Genomic DNA, 26707 nt, shown 5'->3' on the forward strand with positions numbered 1-26707 from the left:
AGATTTATAGGTGATGTTCTTACAAGTCAGTTCTTCGATAGCACGCAATATGGTGTCTGCGCTGCAAGTGCGAAGAGTTGGATGAAGAGACAAATGTTTCATCAGGTGAGTTGTAACATCCTCAATAATCGATGGTAACTTTACGCTCTCTAACTTAAAGAAAGGTGCCAAACTGACCATTACATCTATTGGCTACAAGGCGCAGACTGTAACATGGAATGGTGCTCCATTGAAAATCACCATGCAAGACGATGCCAACATGCTCGAAGAGACTGTAGTCATCGGTTATGGTACAGTAAAGAAGGCTGACTTAGCAGGTTCTGTTGCAGTATTAGACGGCAAGAGTTTCAAGGACCAGCCTGTTGCACGTGTTGAGGATGCACTCAACGGACGTATGTCTGGTGTGCAGGTAATGTCAAGTGGTATTCCTGGTGGAGCCATGAAGATTCGTGTTCGTGGTACCAGCTCAGTAAACAAGAGCAACGACCCTCTCTACGTAGTAGATGGTATCGTTCGCGAAACTGGTCTTGAGGGTATCAGCCCTGAAGATATCCAGAGCATTCAGGTATTGAAGGATGCTTCTTCTACCGCTATCTATGGTGCCCGTGGTGCCAATGGTGTTGTGATGGTACAGACAAAGAGCGGTAAGGCTGGTGCTACACAGGTAACATTCGATGCTTCCGTAGGTTTCTCAAGCGCTTATCACATTCCTGAGGTCATGGGAACCAAGGAGTATGCACAGGCTTTGATTGATTACAAGGGTGTATCTCAGGGTGCTATGCAGGATTATCTTGATGGCACTAAGCCAGGTATCGACTGGATGGACGAACTGCTCCGTACAGGTATCACTCAGAACTATAAGGTAGCAGTTTCTCAGGGTAATGATAAAACTCAGACTTACTTCTCTGCCAACTATATGGACCAGAAGGGTGTTATCACAGATACCAGCTCTAAGCGATACGCTATCAAGGCTAACATGCACAACAAGATATTCGACTGGTTGGAAATGACCACCGATATCAATCTGGCTCAGACCGACAACTCAGGTGCTGATTTTCTTCAGAACCAATCTAACCCTATTTGGGTAGGTTTGAACTACTCTCCTACCATGGAGATGATGGATGCAAATGGCAATTATATTAAAGATACCAACAACAATATCCAAAACAACCCTTATGGTATTCTCCATGGTGGTGAATACGACCGTAAGCGCACGATGGTAACTGGTCACGTTGACTTGAAGTTCAACCTTCTCAAGGGCTTGACATTCACCACAACCAATGGTATCGACTATAATGATTATAAGTGGTACAATTTCACATCAAGCAAGGTGAATACCTCTGGTAACTCAATGGGCAACAACGATGCAACAGTTACCGCTTTGCAGTCAACTAACAACTTGACCTATAACAACAAGTGGGGTGAGCACTCTTTGACCGCAACAGGTGTATGGGAAGTTACCTCTAATGAGGTTCGCCGTATGGGTATGACTGGTACAGGTATTATCCACGAACAGGTGGGCTACTGGAACGTAGCAGATGCTACATCTAAGACTCCTACCAACGGCTATAGCAAGTGGACCATGCTCTCTGGTGTAGCTCGCGTAATGTACAACTATGCCGAGCGCTACATGTTGACAGGTACTCTCCGTGCCGATGGTTCCAGCCGTTTCACTAACAAGAAGTGGGGTTACTTCCCATCAATTGCAGGTGCTTGGACTGTTTCTAATGAAAAATTCTGGGAGCCTATCAAGAATGCTGTAGAATACATGAAGATCCGCGCCAGCTATGGTGTCATCGGTAATCAGGACATCAATCCTTATTCTACCCTTGGATTGTTGAAAACTACAGATTTCTCATACGGTACAAACCAATCTTACACAGGTTACTGGGCAAATGGTCTTGCTACACCAGACTTGACATGGGAGAAGGTACACCAGTTCGACCTCGGTGTTGACTTCGGTTTCTTCGGCAACCGTCTGAACGTTAGCTTCGACTACTTCAACAAGACAACCAAGGATGCTCTCTTAGAGACATCATCTCCAGGTTACATAGGCGGTACCACATATTGGGTAAACGCAGGTGAAGTAAACAACAAGGGTATTGAGGCAACCATCAATGGTCAGATTATTCAGACTAAGGATTGGACATGGTCAACAACTCTGAATGTCAGCTACCTGAAGAACAAGGTAACCAAGATGACAGCTTCAGATCCTATTATTTATGGTCAGACTCCTTCTCCTGGTACAGTTGATCCATGTACTATCATCAAGGAAGGTGAAGCTATCGGTACATTCTACGGCTTCAAGTGGGCAGGTGTAGAAAAGAATGACAAGGGAGAGTATGTTGATATGTATTACACTGCAGACGGCAACAAGACAGCAGATCCAGACGCTTCTAAGGACCGCTTCATATTAGGTCATTCAAATCCAGACGTTACATTAGGCTGGAACAACACCATAACCTATAAGAACTGGGACTTCAACGTATTCTGCAATGCAGCCTTCGGTGCTAAGCGATTGAACATGGTACGTTTCGCAATGAACTCAATGGTTGGTGCATCTATGTTCGTAACTGATAAGGATTACTTCGGCAATATTGGTATCACCATGCCAACTCCAGGTGCAGAGAACAAGACCTATGGTAACTCAGACAAGTGGCTCGAGAATGCAGACTACTTCCGCTGCGAGAATATCAGTGTTGCTTACACATTCCCACGTAGCGTAACCAAGTTGGCAGACATTCGTCTCTCACTCTCAGCTCAGAACCTCTTCACCATCACAGGCTATAAGGGTATTGACCCAGCAGGTGCTTCATTCGGCGAAAAGAATATAGACCGTGATAATGGTTTGGATATGGGTGCTTATCCTAATCCTCGTACCATCACAATGGGTGTTCGTGTAACCTTCTAATTTCAACAATCTAAAAACTGTAATAATTATGAAAACTAAGAAATTATTATATATTGGTTGTCTCATGGCAGCATCCTTGGTTACTTTCTCGTCTTGTGGCGATTTCTTGGATGAGGATCCTAAGGGACAGTTAACCCCAGAGAAGTTCTTCCTTACAGAAGCTGACCTTACTGCGAGTGTTAACGCTTTGTACGAAAGAATCAACCAGACACAGAGCTGGACCAACCCTATGTACCCACAGTGGCAGGGTGATGATATCACAGCCAACCCTGGTTCAAACAAGCAGGCTTGTGCGGCTCTTGATGCTTTTGCATCTGAGGGTGCCAACAAGGGTGTAACAGATGCATGGAATCTGCATTATTCTGTGATCAAGGCTGCTAACCTGATTGTAAATGGAGCAGGAAATGTGAATGGCTCACAGGAAAAGAAGAACGTAGCCTTTGGTAATGCCCACTATTGGCGTGCATATTCTTACTTCTATCTGGTACGTGTATTCGGTAAAATACCTATCATCACAAATACAGACATTAACCAGTTGGATGCTCAGCCTGCAGAAATTGCAGAAGTTTACGAAATGATCGTTAAGGACTTGAAGGATGCCATCAACGAACTTCCTACCAAGTACGATTATGAGCCAGCTCGCTTGTTTGATGTAGATGTTTGGGTTACCAAACAGGCTGCACAGTCAACATTGGCTGCAGTTTATATGTCTATGGCAGGCTACCCTCTCAATAAGGGCACAGAATACTACAAGCTCGCTGCAGAGCAGGCAAAAGATGTCATTGACAACAAACTTACATATGGTTTCATCTTGAACCCTGACTGGAAGGACGTTTACTCTATGGGTAACAACTACAACAAGGAGACCATACTCGGTATCAACAACGACGCCAAGGGCTGGTGGGATCATGACTCACAACTTTCTTCCTGCTGCCGTTTCGAAAGCCTCGGTGATGGTGGTTGGGGTGACGCCTGGGGTGAGATTGCTTTCTGGAAGAGATATCCAGAAGGACCTCGTAAGAATGCCATCTACGCAAAAAGAATTACATTCCAGGATGGTACTGTAATCACTGCAGATTGTAATTGGTGGGATATCCCTACTGCAGACCTTTGGGTTCCTATTACAATGAAGACTGATGCTAAAGAACTCGAGAAGCAGATTAAGGGTCTGGATGAAAAAATCGAAAAAGAGAAGGATAGTGAAAAGAAGACCGTCAGAAAAGTTAACGGAAAATACGAAAAACTCTTGTTCGAAAAGGGTAAGAAGTGTGTCAAAGAATATCACCCTATGTTCACTATCTTCACTGTAAACTGTGATGAGAAGGGTGGAATGCTCAGACAACCATACGATTGTATGAAACCTAACTATAGTGGTATGGTTAATGACCGCCGTCATAACCTCATCCGTTATTCTGAGGTGCTCCTCTGGTATGCTGAGAGTGCTGCCCGTGCAGGTCTCGACCTGAGAGAAGCTAAATATTACCTGAAACTGGTTCGCCAGCGCGCCGTAAATTCTGCTGATGTAGATAAAGTTACTCTTAGCGATGGTTCTATCGTGAATATCGACAACATGAACGCTGCTCAGCTTGCTGAAGCTTGCTACATCGAGCACGGATGGGAGGTTGCAGGTAACTGGGTATCAATGGTTACACGTCGTGCAGATGAACTCCGTATGAACGAACTCAAGAAGAACTTCGAGTATCGCGTTACCAATGCTCCTGTAGTTATCGCTAAGGAGGGTGACAAGGAATATACCGCTCAGGAAAGCGTTACAGTTACTGGTCCTTGGTCAGAGGATAGAATCTACTGCCCATACCCAACAACCGACGGTGAGAAGAATCCTAACTTGAAACATTAGACTTCATAGGTTATTCATTATATCATATCATTGAAACTTGCAATATAAGTTTAAGATGATGTTTAGTACAAACTTAAAGAGGGCGTGCCGATTTGCGGCATACCCTCTTTTTCACATATTATCTGAATTCATTTCAATATGGAAAAATAAATCATCAACTATTCATTTGATATTATTTTTTTATTACCTTTGTATCATTCATTATTAACAATCCTATAAACAAATCATGATGAACAACAAAACGATATGGTTCACAGGGGTAGGTTTGGCATGCCTGCCTACCCTCCTGTGGGCTAAGCAAAACGCTCAACAGCCTAATATTCTCTTTATCCTCTGCGATGATATGGGATATGGTGATCTGGCATGTTACGGTCAGCCGTTCATCCACACACCCCACATCGATCAGATGGCTAAAGAGGGTATGCGTTTTACCCAGGCATACGCAGGTTCACCCGTATCAGCACCATCCAGAGCCACAATCATGACCGGTCAGCATACCGGGCATACCCATGTAAGAGGCAACAAGGAATACTGGAGAGGTGTTCCTATGATAAAATACGGAGAAAACGAAGAGTATTCTGTCGTAGGACAAGAACCTTACGACCCACAGCACAAAATTTTACCAGAGATGCTCAAGGACAAAGGTTACAGAACGGGCGTTTTCGGCAAGTGGGCAGGCGGATATGAAGGTTCTGCCTCTACTCCCGACAAACGGGGAGTGGATGAATTCTATGGATACATCTGCCAATTTCAGGCACATCTCTACTACCCTAATTTCCTGAACAGATATAGCAAGACTTTGGGAGATACGGCTGTAGTGAGAGAAGTGATGGAACAGAATATCCAATATCCGATGTTTGGCAAAGACTACTTCAAGCGTAATCAGTATTCTGCCCGCATCATTCACGACAAGGCACTGGAATGGATCGACAAGCAGGATACCCAGCATCCCTTTGCAGGTTTCCTCACCTATACCCTTCCACATGCCGAGTTGGCACAACCAGAAGATTCTATTGTAGAGAATTACCAGAAGAAATTCTTTAACGACAAAACCTGGGGAGGATGGGAAGATTCGAGATACAACTCCGTGGTACATACCCATGCCCAGTTTGCAGGAATGATTACCCGATTGGATCAGTATGTGGGCGAAATTTTCACAAAACTCAAAGAGAAAGGACTTGACAAGAACACCATCGTCATCTTTACATCCGATAATGGACCTCACGAAGAAGGAGGAGCCGATCCTGAATTCTTCGGACGCGACGGAAAGTTGAAAGGATTGAAACGGCAATGCTACGAGGGAGGTATCCGTATTCCATTCATTGCCTGGTGGCCAGAACATATCAAGGCAGGAACAGTCAACGATACCCAGTTTGCCTTCTATGACCTGATGCCTACCTTCTGTGATTTAGCCGGAATCAAGAATTTTGCCAAACGCTATACCAACAAGAAATTGGCAGGTGACGGATTTGATGGCATTTCTATTGCTCCTACCCTCTTGGGAAAAGATGCACAGCAGAAACATCACGATTACCTCTATTGGGAATTTCATGAGACAGACCAGATAGGTGTAAGGAAAGGAGACTGGAAACTGGTAGTAGAAAAGGGAGAACCACATCTCTATAACTTAGCGACTGACATTCATGAAGATCATGATGTATCAGCTGAGCATCCGGAAATATTAGCCGAACTTTTAGCTGCCATCAAGAAGGAACATAGAGATAGTCCTGATTTCCAAATCACTTTACCAAAATTTTAGGCACACAGTCTTGATGCAGATTACATTTCCCTCATTTAGAAAAGAATGAATATGATGAACGATAATATAGCAACCCCATTTGCCAAGCCCCTGTACGTGATGCTGAAACCGGCTGGTGCTCATTGCAACTTAAATTGCAAATACTGTTATTATCTGGAGAAAAACAACCTCTACAACACATCTCAGCGGCATCTCATGACCGACGAGATGCTGGAGCAATTTACCCAGGAATACATCGAAGCACAAACCATGAATCAGGTACTCTTCACCTGGCATGGAGGAGAACCGCTGATGCGCTCCATCGACTTCTACAAGAAGGCGCTGGAACTGCAGAAGAAGTACGCCCACGGCAAGCAAATCGATAACGTCATCCAGACCAATGGTACACTCCTTACCGACGAATGGTGTGAGTTTTTCGCTCAAAACCATTTTCTGGTAGGTATCTCCATCGATGGTCCACAGGAATATCATGATCATTACCGACAGACATCTGCCGGAAAACCATCTTGGGAAAAAGTGATGCATGGCATCAGCCTCTTGAAAAAACATAGAGTGGAATGGAATGCGATGGCAGTGGTAAATGCATACAACGCAGAACATCCTTTGGAGTTTTATCATTTCTTCAGAGACAATGGTTGCCAGTACCTGCAATTCACCCCTATCGTGGAACGACTGACAGAGCATGAAGATGGACGCACTTTAGCAAGTTTAGCCGATGTAAGTTATGAAGATAATTATGAGGATGTAGGGAATGCGAAAAAACAGAAAGAAAATCAGGAAATCACAATTGCCGATTTCTCAGTAACTTCTGAACAATGGGGCAAATTCCTCTGTACCATCTTCGATGATTGGGTTCGCCATGATGTAGGTAAAATCTTTGTGGAAATCTTCGACTGCACACTGGCCAACTGGGTAGGTGTACAACCAGGCATCTGCGCCTATTCCAAGGAGTGCGGTCATGCCGGAGTGATGGAACATAATGGCGATGTTTTCTCCTGCGATCACTTCGTATTCCCGGAATATAAACTGGGAAATATCCAGGATAAATCCCTGATAGACATGCTTTATGGAGAAAAGCAACAGGCATTCAGTCGCTTGAAACACACCTCTCTTCCCCGCCAATGCAAGGAGTGCGATATGGAATTTGCCTGTCATGGCGAATGCCCTAAAAACCGATTTGAAAATGATAAATATGGAGAGCCTGGCTTGAATTATCTCTGCAAGGGATATTACGAATACTATACCCATGTGGCTCCTTATATGGACTTTATGAAGCGGGAATTGCAGGCACAGCGTCCTCCAGCCAACATCATGAATGTTTTGAAATAAACTTAATATAAGGAAGAAAAATAGCCAGAAACATTTGTTTATCAAAAGATAATTCGTACTTTTGCAAAAGATATTTTAAAAAAGAAGAATATGGACTTAAAAGGAATCTATACTGCAGATGCCAACCGATACACAGACTCGGAGGCACTCTATAAAAGATGTGGCAAGAGCGGAGTTCTCTTACCAAAAATAAGTCTTGGTTTCTGGCATAACTTCGGAGGAGTAGATCCTTACGAACGCAGCAGGGCCATTACTCATTATGCTTTCGATCATGGCATTACCCACTTCGACCTGGCCAACAACTATGGTCCTCCTTATGGTAGTGCCGAAGAAACGATGGGCAGACTCATGCAAGATGATTTCCGTCCATATCGTGATGAACTTTTCATTGCCACCAAGGCAGGATATGATATGTGGGAAGGTCCTTATGGCAACTGGGGTTCTCGTAAGTATCTGATGGCAAGTCTCGACCAGAGTCTCAAGCGCATGAACCTCGACTATGTAGATCTTTTCTACAGTCATCGCTACGACCCTAACACACCGCTCGAAGAAACACTTCAGGCGATGGTAGATATCGTGAAGCAAGGCAAGGCGCTCTATCTCGGCATCAGCCGATGGCCACTGGAAGCCCTGAAGTTCGCTGACAAATATCTCAAGGAGCGCGACTGTCCACTGCTCATCTTCCAGGACAGACTCAACATGCTCGACCGTGCACCACAGGAGAATGGAACCCTCGACTATTGCCACGAGAATGGCATCGGTTTCATCTCCTTCTCACCTTTAGCGCAAGGTCTCCTCACCGACCGCTATCTCAACGGAATCCCATCGGATAGCCGCATGGCAAAGGAACATTTCCTCAAGCACAGTGCCTTGACACCGGAGTTGATGGAGCAGTTGAAGCAATGGAATGCCGAAGCAGGCGAACGTGGAGAAACACTCGCAGAAATGGCTCTCGCCTGGATTCTCCAGCAAAAAGGCGTTACCAGCGTATTGGTAGGTGCCAGCTCAACAGCCCAGCTGGAAAAGAACATGAAGTGTGTTCATGCCAAGGCTTTTTAATCCAGCACCCCGATGGTTCACAGGCATTTCCCGACTCTCGTTCAGCATGTATCTGATGCATATGTTCTTCCTGGCTCCTATAAAACTTATTTTCCTACCATTAACGCAAATTATTCGTGGATAATCTGCGCTAATGGTAGGAAAAAGCACGTTAGCGCAGATTATCTGCATACTATACCTATATAATTATCCGAGTATTGCAGATACGGAATATAATGGATAATTGACAAGCCAATCCTGCTCCCTGTAAGGTGACATGGATAGGCGCATACCTTTCAATCCCTGATTGCGCTCCACAAACACCCTCAGACTCTTAGCCTGCAAATTCTCCTCAGCCTTTACTTCTATCGGAATGATTTTTTCCTCATCCTGCACCAGGAAATCTATTTCACCACGTGAATTTTCAGCCGACCAATAATAGATAGACAGGGAAGATTTCTCCTTAAGCTGCTGCAGGACATACTGTTCTGTCAGCGCCCCCTTAAAATCAGAAAACAACACATTTCCTTCCAGCAAGCTTTGGACAGGAATATTGCTCATGGCCCCCATTAGTCCCACATCAGACAGGAATAACTTGAAAGCAGAAAAATCCTCGTATGCAGCCAAAGGCAACAGGGCTTTCTTACAGCGGTTTACCTTATAGATCAACCCTGCATCTTTCAGCCATTCGATGGCGAGTTCAAAATCCTTTGCTCTGGCTCCTTCCTTCACGGCACCATAGATGAATTTCTTGTTTTCCTTAGCGAGTTGGGATGGAATGGATTTCCATACCATTCGGATACGTGGAACTTCAATAGCTGGGGCATGTTTGGAAAAATCACGCTCATACGCTTCAAGGATTCCTTTTTGAATGCTTCTGACTTTAGACAGATTCCTCTCGCTGGCAAAAGCCTGGACTACAGCCGGCATTCCCCCTACCAGATAATACTGTCGCAGGCATTCCTCGAATTTATTCCGGAACATGGTTATCATATTCCAATCCTTTAACATGAGCAGTTCCACCATACGGCTTTCACCGATTGCATCCAGGAACTCAAAGAAGGTAAGGGGATATAAATGCATGAAATCAACTTTACCTACAGGAAAAGAGTCATTCTGATGCATTGCTATTCCGAGCAATGAACCTGCAGCTACAACATGATATTGAGGTGCTTTTTCTGCAAAATACTTTAATGCGGTAATACCCCTGGGCGCTTCTTGTATCTCATCAAGGATAATAAACGTATCTTCGTCTATAGAAACTCCTGTACTCCATTGTATGCTATTAATAATGCGGGGGATATCAAAGTCATGAGCAAAAACTTCCCGGAGCATTTCATTGTCTTCGAAGTTTACATACGCACTACGTGTATAGGCCTCTTTGGCAAATTCCTGCATCAGCCAGGTTTTGCCAACTTGGCGGGCTCCAAGCATGATCAACGGCTTTCGGTCGTTGCTTGCTTTCCATTGATATAGGTATTTGATGGCATTTCTCTTCATAACTATCTGATTATTTGATACTTTTGAATACAAAAGTACATTTTTTATTTCAAAGAATATAAAAAGTCGTCCTTAAAAATGTATAAAACTACAAAAAGTCGTCCTTAAAAGTGTGAGAAATCACAAAAAGTCGTCCTTAAAAGTGTATTTTACCCTTCGTCGCCTTGCTGAATTTATACATCAAATGCAACATTGCATAGCTTGGCAACGTATTGTATTCCATTTCTCGGCCTTCTGCATCAGCTTGCCTTTGCAGAAAGAACGGGTTAGCGAGGCATTCCATATCAGATCGCTGGTGTTAAACGACTTCTCGCTGTAACCGCGCCTGCAATATTCCTTCAGGTCGGTAGAGAGTGAAATGCCCAGAGACAAGCGTGTCGCCACGATAAGCCAACTTCACCTTAGTGCCTGTCACCACCACGTCATCGAGGGCAACATCCCTATTGATTTTTTCTTGAGCAAAAGATATAAAAAAAACTCTACTCGCATTCCTTTTCTAAAAATAAATGACGATTTATTTTGTAATATGCTAAAATAAATGTACTTTTGCACCTTGAATGGGGTTATACCTTATTATATTTAAGAATAAGAAACAAAATAAATAAGATAACAACAATGGAATACAACTTCAGAGAAATCGAGAAGAAATGGCACCAGAAATGGGTCGAGAACAAGACCTATAAGGTGACAGAGGATGAAAACAAGAAGAAATTCTATGTGCTCAACATGTTCCCTTATCCATCAGGAGCTGGTTTGCACGTAGGTCACCCACTTGGCTATATCGCCAGCGACATCTATGCTCGCTACAAGCGTCTCAATGGCTATAACGTGTTGAACCCTATGGGTTACGATGCTTATGGTTTGCCTGCTGAGCAGTATGCTATCCAGACAGGTCAACACCCAGAGGTAACTACCGTAGCCAACATCAACCGCTACCGCGAGCAGCTCGACAAGATTGGCTTCTCTTTCGACTGGGACCGCGAGGTTCGCACCTGCGATCCTAAGTATTACCATTGGACTCAGTGGGCCTTCCAGAAGATGTTCAACTCTTTCTTCTGCAACGGCTGTCAGAAAGCTCAGCCTATCGAGAAGCTCATCAAGCGTTTCGAGGAAAAAGGTTCAGAGGGCTTGAACGTGGCTCAGAACGAGCAGATTGACTTCACTGCCGAGGAATGGAACAGCTACGACGACGTGAAGAAGCAGCAGATCCTGATGAACTACCGCATTGCTTACCTCGGCGAAACTATGGTGAACTGGTGCCCAGGCTTGGGTACTGTGCTTGCCAACGACGAGGTGGTAAACGGCGTAAGTGAGCGTGGCGGTTATCCTGTCATCCAGAAGAAGATGCAGCAGTGGTGCTTGAGAACATCTGCTTACTCTCAGCGTCTGCTCGACGGTTTGGAGACCATCCAGTGGAGCGACAGTATCAAGGAAACCCAGAAGAACTGGATTGGCCGTTCTGAGGGTACAGAGGTAGTATTCTCTGTAAAGGACAGCGACGTGAAGTTCACCATCTTCACTACCCGTGCCGATACCATGTTTGGTGTAACCTTCATGGTGCTGGCTCCAGAGAGCGAGTATGTCCAGCAGGTAACTACTGCCGAGCAGAAGGAAGAGGTGGAGAAATATCTGGACTACGTGAAGAAGCGCACCGAACTTGACCGTATGGCTAACCACAGCGTAACAGGTGTATTCTCAGGAAGTTATGCCATCAACCCATTCACCGGCGAGGCAATTCCAGTATGGATTTCAGAATATGTATTGGCTGGATATGGTACAGGTGCCATCATGGCTGTACCTGCTCACGATAGTCGTGACTACGCCTTTGCCAAGCACTTCAACCTGCCTATCATTCCTCTTATCGAGGGTGCTGATGTTTCAGAGGAGAGCTTCGATGCCAAGGAAGGTATCGTAACCAACTCACCTGTAGCAGGCAAGAGCAGCATGGATGGCTTCTCTCTGAACGGACTCACCGTGAAGGAGGCTATCGCAGCTACCAAGAAGTTTGTTACCGAGAAGGGCATCGGCCGAGTAAAGGTAAACTATCGTCTCCGTGACGCTATCTTCTCTCGTCAGCGCTACTGGGGTGAGCCATTCCCTGTATATTACAAGGACGGAATGCCACAGATGGTTCCAGAGGAGTGCCTGCCTCTCGAATTGCCTGAGATTGAGACCTATAAGCCAACAGAGACGGGTGAGCCACCATTGGGTCGCGCTAAGAAGTGGGCTTGGGATACAGAGAAGAAAGAGGTGGTTGACAAGAGCCTCGTAGATAACAAGACTGTATTCCCACTGGAGCTCAACACCATGCCAGGTTTCGCAGGTTCTTCTGCTTACTATCTCCGCTATATGGATCCTCACAACGACGAGGCACTCGTAAGCAAGGAGGCTGATGAGTACTGGCAGAACGTAGATCTCTACGTAGGTGGTTGCGAGCATGCTACCGGTCACTTGATTTACTCTCGTTTCTGGAACAAGTTCCTCTTCGACCTCGGCGTAAGCTGCAAGGAAGAGCCATTCCAGAAGTTGGTGAACCAGGGTATGATTCAGGGTCGCTCTAACTTCGTTTATCGCATCAACAGCGATGACCACGATAAGGCTCCTGTATTCGTAAGCTTGAACCTGAAGAAGGATTACGACGTAACTCCTATCCACGTAGATGTAAACATCGTAAGCAACGATGTATTGGATATCGAAGCATTCAAGGCTTGGCGCCCTGAGTATCAGAACGCAGAATTCATCCTGGAGGATGGCAAGTACATCTGTGGATGGGCTATTGAGAAGATGTCTAAGAGTATGTTCAACGTGGTAAATCCAGATATGATTGTCGAGAAGTATGGTGCTGATACCCTGCGTCTCTACGAAATGTTCTTAGGTCCTGTAGAGGCAAGCAAGCCTTGGGATACCAACGGTATCGACGGTTGCCACCGCTTCCTGAAGAAGTTCTGGGGTCTGTTCTACGAGAACCGTACTGACAACTTCCTGCCATGCGACGAGGCAGCTAAGCCAGAGAGCCTGAAGAGCGTTCACAAGCTCATCAAGAAGGTAAGCGAGGATATCGAGAAGTTCTCTTACAATACTTCTATCTCAGCCTTCATGATTGCCGTGAACGAACTCGGTCAGCAGAAGTGCCGCAACAAGGAACTCCTGACAGATCTCGTCATCCTCATCGCTCCATTCGCTCCACACATCGCAGAAGAGTTGTGGGCAGCACTTGGCGAGCAGGGCAGCGTTTGCGATGCAGCATGGCCAAAGTATGATGAGCAGTATCTGAAGGAGAACGACATGCAGCTCACCATTTCCTTCAATGGTAAAGCTCGTTTCCAGATGACTTTCCCTGTGGATACTCCTAACGAGGAAATCCAGAAACAGGTATTGGCAGACGAGAAGAGCCAGAAGTACTTGGAAGGATTCAACGTACTGAAGGTGATCATCGTACCGAAGAAGATTGTCAACGTCGTATTGAAAAAATAATAATATAGATAGGGATTGATAAATTCCTCTATAGAAATAATAAAACACATCGGGAAGAATCACCAGAAAATCTCCCGATATGTTTTAAAGAATGACGTGAGGAAATAAAGAAAGACTCCCTAAGTTTTTCCTAAAACCTCACGTTATTTTTTCATCTTCTCCGTTTTATGCATTTTTATGCAGGAAATATAATATTAAAAAGTTAGAATAATATGCAAATAGCAATCAGTCAAACAATAAAGAATGAGGTCAAAGACTACTTCTACATTACTTTAGGCCTCTTGATTTACACCTTTGGATGGACGATATTCTTGCTTCCATACCAGATAGTAACAGGTGGCGTAACGGGTATTGCTGCTGTCATCTACTATGGCACGGGGATACCTATCTATTTGTCGTATTTTCTCATCAATGCCGCCTTGCTGCTTGCAGCTCTGAAAATATTAGGATTCAAATTCATGGTGAAAACGATCTATGCCATCATCATGCTATCCGTATTCTTAGCTTTGGCGCAAGACTGGATGATTGGTGAAAATGGAAAGATGGTACAGGTGCTGGGAGAGGGACAGGATTTCATGTCACTCGTCATCGGCTGTCTGTTTACAGGATTATCACTCGCCGTCGTCTTCCTGCATAATGGTAGTACGGGTGGAACGGACATCATCGCTGCCATCGTCAACAAATATCACAACATCTCGCTGGGACGAGTGCTCATCTTTGTGGATCTTCTCATCGTGGGCAGTTCTTTCTTCGTCTTCAATGCCAAACCAGATTTCACTACGATTGATGCAGTAAGAAAGGTAGTATTCGGTCTCTGTACGATGGTAATAGAGAACCTGGTGCTCGACTATGTGATGAATGCCAAGCGAGAGAGTGTACAATTCATGATATTCAGCAAGAAATATCAGGAGATAGCCAATGCCATCGGTATGCAGATGGATCATGGCGTAACCATTCTTGATGGTCACGGCTGGTACACGGGTGATGAGATGAAAGTGCTCTGTATCTTGGCTAAAAAGAACGAGAGCGTCACCATCTTCCGTATCGTGAAAATCATCGACCCGAATGCCTTTGTCAGTCAGAGTGCCGTCATCGGTGTATATGGCGAGGGATTCGATGAAATGAAAGTGAAAATCAAAGATAAAGACATCAAGCAGTTGAAATAACTGCTTGAATGTAGAGTCTTCAATATAGATTTGGTATCAAGTTATTAATATCCATTTGAGAAAATAAAAATTATGAAGATAGTATTTGCAACAAATAATCAGCATAAACTCCAAGAAATCCGTGATATTTTAGGCAGCGACTATGAGGTAGTATCCTTGAAGGAAATAGAATGCGATGTAGATATTCCTGAAACTGGTAACACATTGGAAGAGAATGCTTTACAAAAGGCACAATATATCTACGACCACTATCATATCAGCTGTTTTGCCGATGATACCGGCTTGGAAGTAGAAGCTCTTGATGGTGCCCCTGGTGTTCATAGTGCCAGATATGCAGAAGGTACAGATCACGACAGCGAGGCAAATATGGCCAAGTTGTTGAGAGAACTGGCTGGCAAGGAGAATCGTCAGGCCCGTTTCCGCACGGTTATCTGTTATATTGAGAAACAAGATGTATGTCCTTGTGGTTGCACCAGCATCAAGAAAGTACACCAGTTTGAGGGTATTGTAAATGGTCGAATCGCCACCGAGAAGCATGGCACAGAAGGTTTCGGTTACGACCCTATCTTCGTGCCAGAAGGCTACGACAAGAGTTTTGCAGAACTGGGCGAAGAAATCAAGAATGGTATCAGCCATAGAGCAAGGGCCGTGGCAAAATTGGCAGAGTATCTGAAAAAATAGAAATGATCAACTCGCTTTCGATATTAATCCCTACATATAATAATGTATGCTTTGAGCTTGTAAAAACCTTGCAGGCTCAAGCTGCGTTATTGTCAGACTTCGAGTACGAGATACTGGTAGCAGATGATGGAAGTACAGATTTATCTACCATAACAGCCAATCGCAAAATCAATGAGATAGAGAACTGTCGCTATATCGAAAGAGAGAAAAACGTAGGCAGATCAGCTATCCGTAATTTTTTAGCAAAAGAAGCCAAATATGAATGGTTACTGTTTATTGATAGCGATTTACATATTGACAATACAGATTTCGTTAAAAAATACTCTTTAGCCGAAGGAAAGATAATTGTTGGAGGATTGAAGATTGGAGGAAATCCACAAACTTTGGTCAACAATCTGAGATACCAATATGAAAAGGCATGTGAAAAAGACCATGATTATCTCCATAGAATAAAGAATAGAGATAAGGAATTCCGTACTACCAACTTTCTCATATCCAAGACCGTCATTCAAGAATGCCCTTTTGATGAAAATTTCAAGTATTACGGATATGAGGATGTCTTGTTAGGCAAAAGTCTCTCTTCAAAAGGTTATCATATCAGCCACATAGACAATCCTATATTGCTGGACGAATATGAAACTAACTATCAGTTTATCAACAAGACAGAAGAAGCTTGCCGAACACTCTTTCAGTTCAGAAACGAACTGAAAGGTTACTCCAAAATACTTGATTATGCAAGAAAAATAAAAAAACTGCACCTTTATTCAATCTGCCAAAAACTATATCCGCTGCTCAGCCTACCAATAAAAGCTAAGCTTACAGGCAATAAACCCAGCATTTTTTGGTTTAATATATATAAACTATTATATTATATACATCTATATTAAAATATATAAACATAGCGATATTTAAATATGAGCAAAAAGATATTGACAATCATCCTATTCCTGATAGTTCAGGTAGTAGTATTCCATTCGCAGGCAGCCATTGGAGACTGGAAAGCCTATATGGCATATCATGATGTGCAGGAAATAGAACAAGCTGGAAACCTTGTGTTTGTACAAGCTTCCAATGGTCTCTATATCTATAACAAGAATGACCAAAGTATCCAGACATTCAGCAAGGTAGATTATCTCAGCGATTGTAATATTTCTCATATCGCTTACAATAAGAGTACCAAGCGTCTTGTTATTATTTATTCTAATGGAAATATTGACCTCATGAACATCAATAATTATGAGGTTACTAATCTCTCTGAATATTACAATACTTTCATATCCGAAGACAAGACGGTCAATAACATTTATACATACGGCAACTATGCATACCTTAGTACTGGATTTGGCATAGTAAAACTTAATGTTAGCAAAGCAGAAATTAGTGATACTTACAATCTTGGATTTAAAGTTGACTGGTGCGAAATTAATGGCAATAAGATTTATGCTTATAGCCAAACTAATGGTAAATACACGGCTTTACTTTCAGATAACTTATTGGATAAAAATAAGTGGAATAAGGAAGGAGGTTACAGCGCAAAGGTTGAAGAAGATAAGAGCGAACTGAAACAGTTAGTTAGCACGTTGAATCCTGGAGGACCAAAGTATAATTACTTTGGCTGCATGCGCTTTACTAATAATCAATTATATACATGCGGAGGTGGTTTCTCTTATATGGAATTTTCAAGACCAGGATGCGCACAGGTATTAAAAAATGATACCTGGCAAATCTTCGAAGATAATTTAAGTACAAAAACTGGTTATAGATATATAGATACAGATAATTTAGACATCGACCCATTAGATCCAAACCATGTATTCGTAAGTGGAAGAACTGGTATTTATGAATTCCAAGATGGTAAGTTTGTAAACAACTATACCATAGATAATACTAACAATATATTGCAAGCAGCAAGCACAGTGAAAGATCCTACCCAATATAAGAATTATGTAATAGTAAACGCCTTGAAATATGACAAGGAAGGTAATCTTTGGGGATTTAACAGTATTAGTCCCTCTACTTCGTTATTTGCCTATACAAAAGACAAAGAATGGGTATCTCATCATAAATCTGAATTTATGTATTCTGAGAATAAGTCTCTTGAAAATGTAAACAATATCATAGAAGACAGCCGTCGTCTTCTTTGGTTTGGAAACAATCATTGGGATTTCCCATATCTATATTGTTATCAACCATCTACAGATGCTGCAATATGTTACAAAAAATTCACGAATCAAGATGGAACAGAAATAGCTGTTGGTTACGTAAGAGCTATTGCAGAAGATAATAAAAACAATATTTGGGTTGGTACTTCAGCAGGTCCTTTAATGCTTGAAGCTTCACAGATTACGAAAGATTCACCTGTTTTTACACAGGTAAAAGTACCTCGTAACGATGGAACCAACTATGCAGACTACTTATTAAGTGGGGTGGATATTACATGCATAGCAATCGACAAAGCCAATAGAAAATGGTTTGGAACAAGCGGTAATGGTGTATATCTTATCAGTGATGACAACATACAACAGTTACAGCATTTCACTCGTTCCAATAGCCCCTTATTATCAGACGACATCGAATCCATAGCCATTAATACGGAAAGTGGAGAAGTATATTTTGGTACAAACCTTGGTCTGTGTTCCTATCAAAGCGATGTCAATTCCATCAATGAAGAGATGAACAAAGATAATGTTTGGGCATATCCTAATCCTGTTAAACCTGATTATACTGGACTCATAACCATAATAGGATTGACGAATAAAGCAGACATTAAAATCGTCACATCTAATGGAGTACTTGTCAATAAAGGCACAAGCAATGGTGGAATCTACCAATGGGATGGAAGAGACCTGAAGGGCAAGATGGTAGCAAGTGGCATCTATATGTTAGAAACGGCAACGAGCGATGGAAGCAAAGGTACGGTTTGCAAAATAGCAATCATTAGATAATAATGAAGAGAAAGATTTGGATAGACAATTTAAGAGGATTCTGTATGCTCGCTATTTTACTGGATCATACAGAAATATACTATACAGGAGAAAACGTCATTGACTACAATCTATATGTAGCCAACGTACTCATTGTATTTTTCATTTTGTCTGGATATCTCATGTATAAGGCAACTTTCAATATAAAGCATAAATTGCATTCCATCTTTAGAACTCTTTTCATTCCATACATCGTCTTTACCACAGCTATGTATATTCCAAAGAATATCATCCATAGTAAAGGAATTGATTTTATAGAAATGGGAAAAAACATACTGATGGGGCAAGCCTCATGGTTTATTGCGGCTTTGATCATAGCAGAATTGATATTTTTAATAGGAATATGGATAAGCAAGGGAAAAAATATGCCATTAGCAATAATGGGAGTCCTCGGTTTCGGCCTATCAATTTACTTATCCTCTAAAAATCAAACTTATTTTTGGCAATTAGACAATGCTCTACAAGCATTACTCTTCCTTTATATAGGATATCTTTACCATCAATATGAATCCATTTTTAATACCATCAACAAGATGCCATATACATTATTATTATTCCTATTATTAATAGGTATAAAAATATATGAATACCACATCCAAATGGATATGTTGATATGGCATATTCATATCACTAATTATCCTATCTTTCTCATTGATAGCATGATCTTTAGTCTAATGGCTATACAATTATTCCAAACTTTACCGCCCATCAAGTGGCTCAGTTGGATAGGAAGGCATTCCATTCTATATTATTTCCTTTGTGGAGGAATACCATTAATAACCAGTAAACTCTTACATTACATAGGATTAAACTATGGCGGGAATTATCTCTATATCTTGCTGGCTTTTTCTTGTGTTTGTATAATAACTACTCTTATCACTTATTTCATTTATAAATATATACCATCAATTACTGGAAAATATGAATAAAATTATAAAATTAAGTCCATGGGCTTTATTGGCAATTATATCATTTATAGTGATATTTGCTTGTTCATTTTATGCACATACAAATTATCGGGTATTTGCTTACGACCAAGATATATTTTATGTAATTGGCAGAAATTGGGCAGAAGGAAAACTCCCATATGTAACAGCATGGGACAGTAAAGGACCTTTTATTTTTTTCTTCAATATGTTAGGCTACCTTATAACTAAGAGTGATATCGGAGTAGTTCTTTTGGAATCTATCAATTTCACATTAGTTTCATGGTGCAGCTACTTTTTATTAAGCAAATATTGTTCTAAAAAAACATCATTTATATATACCTTGTTTTTCATCGCAAGCCATATAATCATCAATAGTGGTGGAGACCAGGTAGGAGATAGTAATCTATTACTTTCCGTTATTTCCATATTTCTGGTTTATAACTGGAACAGAAAATATCAAGACGGTATAATAGAGCATCCATGGAAGTACACTTTTATTTATGGTTTATTCTTTGCATCATGCCTACTTTCTCGCCTAACAAATGCCGTAGCCATTTGCGCAAGTATTCTTGCTATAGTTAGCATATTAGTTTATCATAAAAAATGGAATAACTTAATAAAAAATAGCATAGCCTTTATTGCAGGATGTTGTACTTTTGCACTTCCTTTTATTATTTACTTCAACATACATAACGCATTATCAGACATGTGGTATGCCACATTTCTGTATAATATAGAGTATGCTATGCACTCTCAACCATTTGCAATAACAGAAACACATTTCCCTCTCATATATTTTATCTTCTACAATATATCCATTCTATCAGTTTTATTATCAGCCATTATAGCTATCATCTGTAATACAAGAAAAAAAACAGCTTATATTTGGGGATTTATAGCAATCTGTACTATAGGTTGGATTATCAAGAGCTATGCAAATGCGAATTATACTATTTCATTTTTACCTATTCTGTTTGTAGCTTTCATTGAGTTATCCACACTATATAAAACAGACAAAAAGAAACTGTACCTTGCCGGTATATACATGATAAGTATAGTTATCCTCATAGGAACAAGTAATTATATACGAACAACTATGTACTACGAATCTATTGCCAGAGAAATGAGAAAAGATGCACAATATCAAATAGACATGATAAATAACATTCCTAAAGAAGATTCCTTTATTATCTATAATGGATTGCCTTATGTATTTGCCACCCAAAATATCCGCCCTTATTATCCATATTGGATATGCCAAGATTGGGCTATAGATAACGGAATGTCCTTACGTTCCAAAGTAAGAGATTGTTATGCTAAAGGGGATGTCAAATGGATTATCGCTTATGATTATGAGCACAGCCATATCAAAGACATTCTACTTGACAGATATTCTATTTCTAAAAAAGACAAAAAAAATAAACTTACATTATTCAGATTAAAATGAGTAATCTAAACAAACTTTTGAATAGCAATAAAATTCTAAAAACATGGTGTACTATTTATGCCATGTTTTTAGCCATAAATATAGGTATCTCCTTATTCAATAAGGAATATTTACATAGTTCTTGCTTTGCAGATTTGTTTATCAATTATCAAGGAGGTTTTGTACGACGAGGACTACTTGGTGATTTTTTACTATACTGCTATCATCAAAACATAGATCCATATACAATAGCCATCAGTTTATCATTTATATCTTATGGAGTTATCACCATATATATGTTGTACCAATTCTATAAGAGACAATATAATATAGGACTTCTCTCTATCACATTTCTATTAGGTGGATTTGGCGCAAATGGTTTTGAGTATTACAGAAGAGACTTCATCATCATAGTCATTTTTTTGGCAGTAATGTTTCTTTGGAAGAAAATTAAGCTATGGAAATGGCTTATCATTGGTAATATTCTTTTTGCCTTGACCATCCTATGTTATGAACCATTTATTTTCTTCGGAATACCTTTTGCAGTATTACTCACTCACTTAAAATCCAAAAACTGGTCAAGATCCATCAGTTCTTGGATTCCATCATACATTACATTTTTTATGACATGTCTCTATTCTGGAGGACAACATGTCTATGATGCTATATGCATGTCAACTAAAGGCTTCTTAGAAGAACCCGGCGTTATGAGCTTTCTGTTGGATAAAAGTACAGATGTCATGCTTTTCCATTTACATATCAACTTTCTAAATGGAGCTTCCTCTACACCTTCTTTTTTAGTCAACATGATTGTAATCAGTTGTATGATTTACTTTTATGTCAATGCTACAGCCATATATAGTCAAGATACAAAAGTTAGACATCAACGCCCGTACCTATTGCTTCTTTTAGCATTTAGTATGATCTGTCTGACACCCATGTTTACAGTACTTTCCATTGATTATGCACGCACATTTACCTATGCAGCCATCAGTTCTTATATCATTTTCTTTACTCTCAAAGAAGAAGAACTTCAATCAATATTCCCTACAAAAGCCTATTATATAAGCAATAAGATACTAAGCACTTGCGATAAATATATCAAACCCACCAAAGGAAAGATACTATTTATCATGATGTTCGTCGGATTATCCCAATGCACAGGTATGGGATTTATAGAGTCAGTAAAATCCGGACAAATCGGAACTATCCTACGAATTATCTACCATCATTTTCTCTAAGCTTGTTTAATCAAGTGTTTTACTTTCATTTTTAAACTCCAAGGAAGCATTTGGGCAAAAAACTGAATCATATCAAATATTCTAAAACTGATACTATTTCTTATACTCTTAAGCAAGGAAGTATTATTATATTGGAACTGCAGGAGAACTTGACAAAGTTCTCCTTTATCTTTCTTGTCATCTACATAAGTTTGTAATTGAACAGGAAGTTCATTTTGCCAGTTTTTTTTTCTGATAATGGCAATAATATGTCCATTATCCATCCTTTTCGTCTCTACTGAGGCAAATCCATCCAACAACTCAGTCACATTGACATGATGAGCTTTATTCCAAATATAGAGTTTTCCATTTCTTTCATCCACATTATATTGATGGAATCCTTTATATTTCTCCATCTCGGCTTCATTTGGATGATGATTCAGATAAAGAATACCGCCCTCACGCAAAGAAATCAAAGACTCTATGATACCCTTGACAGGAGCTGACGAATGATCCAGCGCATTCTGTATGGTAATCAATGAAGCATCATGATTCTGAATAAACGCAGAAAGATATTCAGACATACCAAACTCTATCTGCGGTAATTGTCTTTTACTTTTCTTTAATATATGATTGAAATGAAAAGCAAGAGGATCAACATAATGTATGTCTAATGGAATAAGTTGACCATTTTTCTCTATTTTATCGCCAATAGCATAACTCATTCCGCACCCCACATCATACACTTTAGGTTGCTCAAAATTCAAGAGAAAATCATTCGCATCAAAACCTTCTAATTCTATCTTTGAACCATAGTTAGCCCATCCCATCATTCCTCGAAATGTATGAGACCATCTATATACATTATTCCAAAATGCTATTTCGTATGATATTCCATCAAGCCACTTTCCTGAGATGACCGTTTGATTACTATTGATTTCCATTCTATCTTGCTTAAAAAGTTATTAGACTGCAAAGATAACTCTTTTTATTTTTTTACTTAAACAAAATTGAAAAAAAATATCTATATATCAATTATTATTTGTATTTTTGCATCTATGAAGTTGAGTATCATCATACCTGTTTATAAAACCCAAGATACTCTGGACAGATGTTTACAGAGTGTTTTACTGCAATCATTCACCGACTATGAGATTATTCTCGTAGATGATGAATCTCCTGATGACTGCCCCAAACTTTGTGATGAATATACACAGAAAGATGAAAAAATACAAGTTTTTCATAAGAAAAATGGTGGTTTGAGTGATGCTCGAAATTTTGGAATAAGACAAGCAAAGGGTGAATATATCACCTTTATTGATAGTGATGATGCCATTGCTCCCAACACGCTTCAACATATCATGGATGAATTGACAGCTTATCCACAGGTAGATATTCTCGAATATCCTATATTGGAAAGGGTTGGAAACAAACATAAGGAGCATCTGCTTACGTTCGCACCTAAAGTATATCAAAATCCTATTGATTATTGGCTTGCAGAACGTACATATTTGCACACCTACGCTTGCAACAAAGTATTTAAACGTAATTTATTTGAAAAAGTTTTATTTCCCCAAGGAAAAACTTTTGAGGATGTTCTAACTATACCAAAGCTAATAGGAATAGTTCCCTTCCATAACAATGAATACGTAAAACCTGTTATTCGGATTACCGATAAAGGACAATACTTATATTATTGGAACAGTAACAGCATTACAGCTAAAGCAAAAAGCTACGATTTCCAGTGTTTATACGAAGGACATAATAGAACTTTGTTATATGTATTTGAAAAAATAGCAGACAACAAAGATCTAATTATCAAATACCAATATCCCATACAAGAGTTTATGGTTCAAATACTGAATATGCTCTTATATATCTACGAGTTATCAGGCAAATATGAAGATAATCCACCAGTTATCCACTATGTTGAAAAACTTGGTAAAGTGGTGAAAATCAAAGATTTAAAACTCAGATTATTAAACTTATTAGGTTATCATAACTTATGCAGACTCAACAGAATTATACACAGAATTTACAGGCACCGATAGTAAGTTTCATCGTTACTACTTACAATTTGCCTATCGAATATATCAAGGAATGTCTCGACAACATTCTACAACTCTCCCTGAATCCTAAAGAGAGAGAAATTATTCTCATTGACGATGGTAGCGATATCTGTCCTTTGAATGATTTGGCGGAATATCTGCCAAATATCATCTACCTGCGCCAACCTAACCAGGGCGTAAGCGTAGCACGCAACTATGGTATGAAAATCGCTACTGGAAAATATATCCAGTTTATTGATGGTGATGATTATATCCTAAAAGCAGCTTATGAACACTGTCTGGATATCGTGAGATACCATCAACCAGATATCGTCACATTCAATTACTGCAAAAATAATAAGAATATAGAGCCTTCATACGAATTGCCGACACCTGTTACTGGTACAGATTTTCTTAACAATAACAACCTCCATGGTGCTGCTTGGTCGTATATTTTCCGCCACAGTATCGTTGGAAGCCTGCAGTTTACTCCAGGAATCGTTTATGGAGAAGATGAGGAATTTACTCCTCAACTCTTCTTGCGTGCAGAAAGGATTTTCAAGATCAATACTGAGGCTTATTTCTATAGAGACAACAAAAATTCGGTAAGCCATCAATATCATAAGGAGAAAATTCAGCTGCGTATGGACAATAGCATGGAAGTCCTTTTACATCTTCAGCAACTGTTGGACAAGATACCTGTAGCTGAGCGCCAGGCCCTAAACCGCCGTATCGCCCAACTCACAATGGACTATCTGTATAACAATATCCGTCTGAACCATTCTCTGATCAGTTTGAATAAATGTATCAAGCAGCTGAGATCACATGGACTATATCCGCTTCCTGACAAGGATTATACCAAGAAATATACGATGTTCAGAAAAGCTATCAGTACCTATGTGGGAAGAATCGGCCTTTTGCTTTTCATTAAGAAATAAACAAGTTTTCTACTTATCATAATAAAAGTGCCCATTTTTTTAATATTTTAGACAAAACTGATAGTTGATCGAAAAAATGAAAATTCTACTTTTAGGCGAATATAGCAATGTTCATGCCACGCTTGCCGAAGGACTTCGCAAGTTGGGGCATCAGGTCACCGTTTTGTCCAACGGTGACTTTTGGAAAAATTATCCACGGGATATCAACCTGGTAAGAAAGCCGGGAAAGCTTGGCGGAATGCTTTATTTGGCCAAGTTATTAACAAATGTGCATAAACTACGTGGATATGACATTGTGCAACTCATCAATCCAATGTTTTTAGAATTAAAAGCAGAGCGCATCTTCCCTATCTACCGCTATTTACGCCGACATAATAAAAAGATAATACTGGGTGGATTTGGCATGGATTATTATTGGGTAAATGTATGTTGTAAAGATAAACCTCTGAGATACAGCGACTTCAATATCGGTGATGAATTACGGACCAATGCTGATGCGCTGAAAGAAAGAAAAGACTGGCTTGGAACGGAAAAAGAACGCCTCAACAAGATGATAGCGGAAGATTGTGATGGAATCGTAACTGGACTCTATGAATACTGGGCATGTTATCAACCAAGTTTTCCACAGAAAACTACATTTATCCCCTTTCCTATCCATACTTATCCACAATATTCCAACATTTCTGATGACAGCCATAAAAAGATAAAACTATTCATCGGTATCAGCAAAAACAGAAGCGAATATAAAGGCACAGACATCATGCTCAAGGCTGCACAGGCCATTGCTCAGAAATATCCCGATCAGGTAGAACTTCGTGTGGCGGAAGGTGTACCATTTGCTGAATATGTAGAAATGATGAATGGCAGCGATGCTATCCTCGACCAGCTCTACAGTTATACTCCAAGTATGAATCCGCTGGAAGCCATGGCAAGGGGGATTATCTGCATCGGTGGTGGTGAGCCAGAAAATTACGAGATTATACACGAGGAACATTTACGTCCTATTATCAATGTGCTTCCCAACTACGAAAGCGTATATCAAGCACTGGAACATCTTGTATTGCATCCTGAACTCATTCCTTTGCTCAAGCGGCAAAGTATTGAATACATCAGCAAGCATCACGACTATATCAAGGTTGCTAAAAGATACGAGGATTTCTATCAGGAAAAGTCAAACCTGGCGAACTAATTGACATAAGAATATTGCCCAAATTATAGTCCTTAGTTTGGGCACTTGTTGCCCACCTCGTGAGCAACGGTTGCTCGTCTCATGTTCACCGGTTCCCCATCACGTGGTCCCCAAGGGACCGCTTGAAGGTTGACTTTTCCTGATTTCTGTAGACACTTTTTTACTTTATAAACTAAAAAGGTAGACACTATCAATTTCATAAAACTGAAATAGTAGACACTCCTTATTTTTCGTTCCTAATTTTATAGACACAATAA

19 protein-coding genes are annotated in these 26707 nt (G+C 40.5%); 16 read left to right on the forward strand and 3 right to left on the reverse strand.

All coding sequences use genetic code 11. From position 1 onward, the window contains the following. The first annotated feature begins 127 nt into the window (after window positions 1–127). The 5 genes from EXN75_RS14330 (at window position 128) to EXN75_RS14350 (ending at window position 8916) form a co-directional block, all read left to right on the forward strand. Window positions 128–2911 (forward strand): SusC/RagA family TonB-linked outer membrane protein, encoded by a 2784-nt coding sequence (locus tag EXN75_RS14330; RefSeq protein WP_246031423.1) that lies wholly within the window; start codon window positions 128–130, stop codon window positions 2909–2911. A gap of 28 nt (window positions 2912–2939) precedes the next feature. Further along, the gene (locus tag EXN75_RS14335; RefSeq protein ID WP_134844322.1) at window positions 2940–4769 is read left to right on the forward strand and encodes a RagB/SusD family nutrient uptake outer membrane protein; all 1830 of its coding nucleotides are present in this window, start codon (window positions 2940–2942) and stop codon (window positions 4767–4769) included. A 229-nt stretch (window positions 4770–4998) separates the two neighbouring features. Beyond that, on the forward strand, window positions 4999–6528 hold the full coding sequence (locus EXN75_RS14340) for an arylsulfatase (RefSeq protein ID WP_134844337.1): 1530 nt from the start codon (window positions 4999–5001) through the stop codon (window positions 6526–6528). Between the two features lie 54 nt (window positions 6529–6582). Next, window positions 6583–7857 carry an anaerobic sulfatase-maturation protein gene (locus tag EXN75_RS14345; protein WP_134844338.1) on the forward strand — a complete coding sequence of 425 codons (1275 nt, stop codon included), beginning with the start codon at window positions 6583–6585 and terminating at the stop codon, window positions 7855–7857. A gap of 90 nt (window positions 7858–7947) precedes the next feature. Further along, window positions 7948–8916: an aldo/keto reductase gene (locus EXN75_RS14350; RefSeq protein ID WP_134844323.1), complete on the forward strand. Its 969-nt coding sequence runs from the start codon at window positions 7948–7950 to the stop codon at window positions 8914–8916. Between the two features lie 186 nt (window positions 8917–9102). On the opposite strand, the gene EXN75_RS14355 is transcribed toward EXN75_RS14350, so the two are convergent. Both EXN75_RS14355 and EXN75_RS14360 read right to left on the reverse strand, forming a co-directional pair. After that, on the reverse strand, window positions 9103–10395 hold the full coding sequence (locus EXN75_RS14355; protein WP_134844324.1) for an ATP-binding protein: 1293 nt from the start codon (window positions 10393–10395) through the stop codon (window positions 9103–9105). 180 nt (window positions 10396–10575) lie between these two features. Next, window positions 10576–10779, reverse strand: coding sequence for a hypothetical protein (locus tag EXN75_RS14360; RefSeq protein WP_134844325.1), 204 nt, complete (start codon window positions 10777–10779; stop codon window positions 10576–10578). 231 nt (window positions 10780–11010) lie between these two features. Here EXN75_RS14360 and leuS point away from each other — a divergent pair, with 231 nt between their 5' ends. The 8 genes from leuS (at window position 11011) to EXN75_RS14400 (ending at window position 22296) form a co-directional block, all read left to right on the forward strand. Further along, window positions 11011–13869: a leucine--tRNA ligase gene (gene leuS, locus EXN75_RS14365; RefSeq protein ID WP_134844326.1), complete on the forward strand. Its 2859-nt coding sequence runs from the start codon at window positions 11011–11013 to the stop codon at window positions 13867–13869. A 212-nt stretch (window positions 13870–14081) separates the two neighbouring features. After that, the gene (locus tag EXN75_RS14370; protein ID WP_134844327.1) at window positions 14082–15035 is read left to right on the forward strand and encodes a YitT family protein; all 954 of its coding nucleotides are present in this window, start codon (window positions 14082–14084) and stop codon (window positions 15033–15035) included. A 72-nt stretch (window positions 15036–15107) separates the two neighbouring features. Next, window positions 15108–15716 (forward strand): non-canonical purine NTP diphosphatase, encoded by a 609-nt coding sequence (locus EXN75_RS14375; RefSeq protein ID WP_134844328.1) that lies wholly within the window; start codon window positions 15108–15110, stop codon window positions 15714–15716. 2 nt (window positions 15717–15718) lie between these two features. Next, window positions 15719–16603, forward strand: a complete 885-nt coding sequence (locus EXN75_RS14380) for a glycosyltransferase family 2 protein (RefSeq protein WP_118119732.1) — start codon at window positions 15719–15721, stop codon at window positions 16601–16603. A 27-nt stretch (window positions 16604–16630) separates the two neighbouring features. After that, entirely contained in the window at window positions 16631–18661 is a 2031-nt protein-coding gene (gene porZ / locus EXN75_RS14385; RefSeq protein WP_134844329.1) for a type IX secretion system anionic LPS delivery protein PorZ, read from the forward strand. A 2-nt stretch (window positions 18662–18663) separates the two neighbouring features. Then, window positions 18664–19629 carry an acyltransferase family protein gene (locus EXN75_RS14390; RefSeq protein WP_134844330.1) on the forward strand — a complete coding sequence of 322 codons (966 nt, stop codon included), beginning with the start codon at window positions 18664–18666 and terminating at the stop codon, window positions 19627–19629. Next, entirely contained in the window at window positions 19622–21076 is a 1455-nt protein-coding gene (locus EXN75_RS14395; RefSeq protein WP_134844331.1) for a glycosyltransferase family 39 protein, read from the forward strand. The genes EXN75_RS14390 and EXN75_RS14395 overlap by 8 nt, the downstream gene beginning before the upstream one ends. Beyond that, entirely contained in the window at window positions 21073–22296 is a 1224-nt protein-coding gene (locus EXN75_RS14400; RefSeq protein WP_134844332.1) for a hypothetical protein, read from the forward strand. Before EXN75_RS14395 ends, EXN75_RS14400 begins: the two co-directional genes overlap by 4 nt. On the opposite strand, the gene EXN75_RS14405 is transcribed toward EXN75_RS14400, so the two are convergent. After that, a complete protein-coding gene (locus tag EXN75_RS14405) occupies window positions 22293–23219 on the reverse strand; it encodes a hypothetical protein (RefSeq protein WP_134844333.1) in 927 nt (308 codons plus the stop codon). The two genes, EXN75_RS14400 and EXN75_RS14405, sit on opposite strands and share 4 nt — an antisense overlap. A gap of 66 nt (window positions 23220–23285) precedes the next feature. Here EXN75_RS14405 and EXN75_RS14410 point away from each other — a divergent pair, with 66 nt between their 5' ends. The 3 genes from EXN75_RS14410 to EXN75_RS14420 all read left to right on the forward strand — a co-directional run bounded on the left by EXN75_RS14410 (window position 23286) and on the right by EXN75_RS14420 (window position 26450). Further along, window positions 23286–24326, forward strand: coding sequence for a glycosyltransferase family 2 protein (locus EXN75_RS14410; protein WP_134844334.1), 1041 nt, complete (start codon window positions 23286–23288; stop codon window positions 24324–24326). Continuing rightward, window positions 24281–25261 carry a glycosyltransferase gene (locus EXN75_RS14415; RefSeq protein WP_134844335.1) on the forward strand — a complete coding sequence of 327 codons (981 nt, stop codon included), beginning with the start codon at window positions 24281–24283 and terminating at the stop codon, window positions 25259–25261. Before EXN75_RS14410 ends, EXN75_RS14415 begins: the two co-directional genes overlap by 46 nt. A gap of 76 nt (window positions 25262–25337) precedes the next feature. After that, window positions 25338–26450: a glycosyltransferase family 4 protein gene (locus tag EXN75_RS14420; RefSeq protein WP_134844336.1), complete on the forward strand. Its 1113-nt coding sequence runs from the start codon at window positions 25338–25340 to the stop codon at window positions 26448–26450. Window positions 26451–26707 lie beyond the last annotated feature (257 nt).

Origin of the sequence: Segatella hominis, from assembly GCF_004535825.1 — a bacterium.
In the GTDB taxonomy this organism is placed as follows: domain Bacteria; phylum Bacteroidota; class Bacteroidia; order Bacteroidales; family Bacteroidaceae; genus Prevotella; species Prevotella hominis.

What these genes read in the sequence shown, in the direction of transcription:
- EXN75_RS14335 (WP_134844322.1), top strand. Translation starts at nt 2,940, where the DNA reads ATGAAAACTAAGAAATTATTATATATTGGTTGTCTCATGGCAGCATCC.
- EXN75_RS14420 (WP_134844336.1), top strand. Translation starts at nt 25,338, where the DNA reads ATGAAAATTCTACTTTTAGGCGAATATAGCAATGTTCATGCCACGCTT.
- EXN75_RS14350 (WP_134844323.1), top strand. Translation starts at nt 7,948, where the DNA reads ATGGACTTAAAAGGAATCTATACTGCAGATGCCAACCGATACACAGAC.
- EXN75_RS14370 (WP_134844327.1), top strand. Translation starts at nt 14,082, where the DNA reads ATGCAAATAGCAATCAGTCAAACAATAAAGAATGAGGTCAAAGACTAC.
- EXN75_RS14395 (WP_134844331.1), top strand. Translation starts at nt 19,622, where the DNA reads ATGAATAAAATTATAAAATTAAGTCCATGGGCTTTATTGGCAATTATA.
- EXN75_RS14415 (WP_134844335.1), top strand. Translation starts at nt 24,281, where the DNA reads ATGCAGACTCAACAGAATTATACACAGAATTTACAGGCACCGATAGTA.
- EXN75_RS14390 (WP_134844330.1), top strand. Translation starts at nt 18,664, where the DNA reads ATGAAGAGAAAGATTTGGATAGACAATTTAAGAGGATTCTGTATGCTC.
- EXN75_RS14380 (WP_118119732.1), top strand. Translation starts at nt 15,719, where the DNA reads ATGATCAACTCGCTTTCGATATTAATCCCTACATATAATAATGTATGC.
- EXN75_RS14400 (WP_134844332.1), top strand. Translation starts at nt 21,073, where the DNA reads ATGAGTAATCTAAACAAACTTTTGAATAGCAATAAAATTCTAAAAACA.
- EXN75_RS14405 (WP_134844333.1), bottom strand. Translation starts at nt 23,219, where the DNA reads ATGGAAATCAATAGTAATCAAACGGTCATCTCAGGAAAGTGGCTTGAT.
- leuS (WP_134844326.1), top strand. Translation starts at nt 11,011, where the DNA reads ATGGAATACAACTTCAGAGAAATCGAGAAGAAATGGCACCAGAAATGG.
- EXN75_RS14375 (WP_134844328.1), top strand. Translation starts at nt 15,108, where the DNA reads ATGAAGATAGTATTTGCAACAAATAATCAGCATAAACTCCAAGAAATC.
- EXN75_RS14355 (WP_134844324.1), bottom strand. Translation starts at nt 10,395, where the DNA reads ATGAAGAGAAATGCCATCAAATACCTATATCAATGGAAAGCAAGCAAC.
- porZ (WP_134844329.1), top strand. Translation starts at nt 16,631, where the DNA reads ATGAGCAAAAAGATATTGACAATCATCCTATTCCTGATAGTTCAGGTA.
- EXN75_RS14345 (WP_134844338.1), top strand. Translation starts at nt 6,583, where the DNA reads ATGAACGATAATATAGCAACCCCATTTGCCAAGCCCCTGTACGTGATG.
- EXN75_RS14340 (WP_134844337.1), top strand. Translation starts at nt 4,999, where the DNA reads ATGAACAACAAAACGATATGGTTCACAGGGGTAGGTTTGGCATGCCTG.